We start from the raw sequence: 2,794 nt of genomic DNA, 5'->3' as shown, positions 1-2,794 counted from the left end.
CGTGAGGGCCGGGTCGACCTCGTCGGCGCCATCGACAGTGAGGTCGAGCTCCGGCGTCTCTTCGAGCGTCGACAGCGGCACGCCGAGCTCGCGGCAAAGTGCTGCGGTGCGCTCCGAGGTCGGCACGCCGATGACGCATAGCCCGGTGGCGACCTTCTCGGCGAGCAGGCGCACGAACTCCTCGGCCGTCGAGCCGGTGCCGATGCCAAGCCGCATGCCGTCGGTGACATGGCCAAGGGCGGCCCGCGCGGCTTCGACCTTCAGTTGCCTCGCATCCATGATTGCACGTCGTCCCCGGGAAAGGCTGATCTGGGCGCTCCTAGCATTTTTGCCCGCCCGGTCAAAGGCCGCGCTCTGCTTGTGCTCAAAGCCGGTGGATTGGCCAAGCTGGCTTGCCTGATCGGGGCACAGGGGTTATCGCCACGGGCGACGCAACCGCACAGGACCGCCCATGACCAGACCGATCATCGTGTTCGACCTCGACGGGACGCTCGTCGACACGGCGCCGGATCTGCTCGACAGCCTGAACCACAGCCTCGCCGCCAGCGAACTCGCGGCGGTCGACGAGGCAGGTTTCAGGCGCTTCGTCGGCCATGGCGGGCGGGTGATGATCGAGCGGGCGCATGCCGCGCAGCAGCGGGCGCTGGCGGCGGAGGAGCACGATCGGCTGCTAAGACTGTTCCTCGACCACTACACGCTCAACATTCCCGGCAAGTCGCGCCCCTACCCCGGCGTCGTCGAAGCGCTCGACCGCTTCAAGGACGCCGACTTCCTGCTCGCGGTCTGCACCAACAAATACGAGGCGAACTCGGTGGCGCTGATCGACGCGCTCGGTCTGGCGCGGTATTTCGCCGCGATCGCCGGCCAAGATACGTTTGCCTTCCGCAAACCCGACCCGCGCCATCTCACTGAAACCATCAGGCTGGCCGGCGGCGATCCGCAGCGCGCGCTGATGGTTGGCGATTCGCAGACCGATATCGACACCGCCAAGGCCGCCGGCATTCCGGTGGTGGCGGTCGATTTCGGCTATACCGATCGCCATGTCAGGGAATTCGAGCCGTCGGCCGTGATCTCGCATTTCGATGCGCTCACCCTCGGCCTGGCCGAGCGGCTGATCGACGCCGCGCGCTGAGCAAAAAGGGGGGCCGTACCAGCCCGCCGATCCCGCAAATACGATCCTTGCAGCATGAGCGTCACATCGCCTTGACTTCGGCAGCCTGCCTCCCTTATATCGCGGCTCGCTTGGCCTTCGGGCAACGAGCGGGCGATTAGCTCAGCGGGAGAGCACACCCTTCACACGGGTGGGGTCGCAGGTTCAATCCCTGCATCGCCCACCATTCCCCTGCCGCCTCAAATTGCGATCCGCATGATCCAGGCAGGATCTTTTCTCTCTCAAATTGGTGAAGCCTCATACTCATCGTGGCACGGTTGAATGCTGGGGCTTTGACGCCGTCCTCTGTTGCCGTAAACTTCAGCGAGGGTGGCAATCGGGACATCAACATGGCTTTCGCCAGCGCGAACGACAGGAACGACCTGCCGCGCCTTGCGCGGATCGATCCAGGTCAGTTCGATCTTCTGTTCAGCGGTTGCAAGGTCGAGCGCTATGCGGCCGGCCAGCATCTGTTCGTCCAGGAGGATTCCGCCGATCGCATCTACGGCGTGATGAGCGGCTCGGTGGAAATCTCGATCTACTCGCCGGGCGGCCAGAAGCTGGTGGCCAATATCGAGCTGTCGCGTAGCCTGGTCGGCGAGATCGGCGCGCTCGACGGGCGCCCGCGCACGGCAACCGCCATCTGCCTCACGGCTTGCGAGCTGGTCTCGCTCAGCCGCACGCAACTCTTTGACCGTATTGAGAAAAACCCGTCGCTGGCGCGCGCCATGATCGACTTGCTGTGCGCACGGCTGCGCTGGGTCAGCGGCGAGCTTGGCGACCAGGCCTTCTTCGGCATCGAGGCCCGGCTGGCGAAACGTCTGGTGTTCCTGGGCGGGGTCATGGCTGATGGGGCCGGCTGGATACCGATATCGCAATCGGAGCTGGGCGAGTTCCTCGGCGCGACGCGCGAGTCGGTCAACAAGACGCTGAACGACTGGCGCAGCCGCCGGATCATCGAGATCAAGCGAGGTGGCCTGCGCATAACCGACGCCAGGGCGCTCGCTACCATTGCCGAATCGCAGGACGACGACTGAGGGCGTCATTCGGCGATGCGTCACCCGAATCAGAGCCGCGAGATCAGATAGCGCAGCGCGGATTTGCTCGGCATGAAGAAATAGCCACCTCCCCGCGTGGTGACGAATTGCGGTATTCCCTTCAGGACCGTGACGCCTTCCCAGGACGGGATGGTGAACCTGCCATCGTCGGTGCGCGAACCGATCGTCGGATCCTTTTCACCGACCAGCCCCTGGAACGAGGTCGATGAGACCCAGGTCTGCTGCATGAATTCGTACTGGCGCTCGATGTCGGCGTTGAGGCACATGAAGAGCAGGCCCTTCTCGACCTTCGCGCCCTTCCGGTCCTGCTTCTGGTAGGAACGGCCGACGCGGATGATGCGGTGGCGCTTGCCGATCTGGATCTGCGTCTCGCGGTCTTCGCCAAGCGAGTCGCGCGGATTGGAGCGGCGTATGTGAGCGCCAAGCGGGCAACGATGCCCCTGCGGGTCCTCGACGCCGAGGGTGAAATCATTGTCGACGCCGCGTCCGGGGCGGCCGTCTGGGTTGCGCACCAGCGAACTGCCGTCCGGCCACCGGCCGAGCATCTTGGCGGCCACCCAGCGCGGCGTGATCGCCGGATTGCCGG

At 65.0% G+C, this 2,794-nt stretch carries 3 protein-coding genes, 1 tRNA gene and 1 pseudogene; 3 read left to right on the top strand and 2 right to left on the bottom strand.

Features of this window, described 5'->3' with window-relative positions; genetic code table 11:
• Positions 1-279 (bottom strand): ribose-5-phosphate isomerase A (locus EN781_RS30195; protein WP_189347939.1); only part of this gene is annotated, 279 nt, incomplete at its 3' end.
• 172 nt (positions 280-451) lie between these two features.
• Here EN781_RS30195 and EN781_RS30190 point away from each other — a divergent pair.
• From EN781_RS30190 to EN781_RS30180, 3 genes are all read left to right on the top strand, one after another.
• Complete coding sequence (locus EN781_RS30190) at positions 452-1,132, top strand: phosphoglycolate phosphatase (RefSeq protein ID WP_126054525.1); 681 nt, start codon at positions 452-454, stop codon at positions 1,130-1,132.
• A 130-nt stretch (positions 1,133-1,262) separates the two neighbouring features.
• A tRNA-Val gene (locus EN781_RS30185) sits at positions 1,263-1,337 on the top strand.
• A 163-nt stretch (positions 1,338-1,500) separates the two neighbouring features.
• Positions 1,501-2,187, top strand: coding sequence for a Crp/Fnr family transcriptional regulator (locus EN781_RS30180; protein WP_126054524.1), 687 nt, complete (start codon positions 1,501-1,503; stop codon positions 2,185-2,187).
• A 29-nt stretch (positions 2,188-2,216) separates the two neighbouring features.
• Here EN781_RS30180 and EN781_RS30175 read toward each other — a convergent pair.
• Positions 2,217-2,794, bottom strand: a pseudogene (locus EN781_RS30175) (Dyp-type peroxidase domain-containing protein); the annotation flags it as partial.

The sequence above is a fragment of the Mesorhizobium sp. M4A.F.Ca.ET.090.04.2.1 genome (assembly GCF_003999085.1).
In the GTDB taxonomy this organism is placed as follows: domain Bacteria; phylum Pseudomonadota; class Alphaproteobacteria; order Rhizobiales; family Rhizobiaceae; genus Mesorhizobium.
Note: the sequence above shows the minus strand (reverse complement) of the source record. Positions and strands in the feature narration are given on the sequence as shown.

Excerpts from the sequence above, each read along its gene's own strand:
- EN781_RS30190 (WP_126054525.1), top strand. The coding sequence starts at position 452 with ATGACCAGACCGATCATCGTGTTCGACCTCGACGGGACGCTCGTCGAC.
- EN781_RS30180 (WP_126054524.1), top strand. The coding sequence starts at position 1,501 with ATGGCTTTCGCCAGCGCGAACGACAGGAACGACCTGCCGCGCCTTGCG.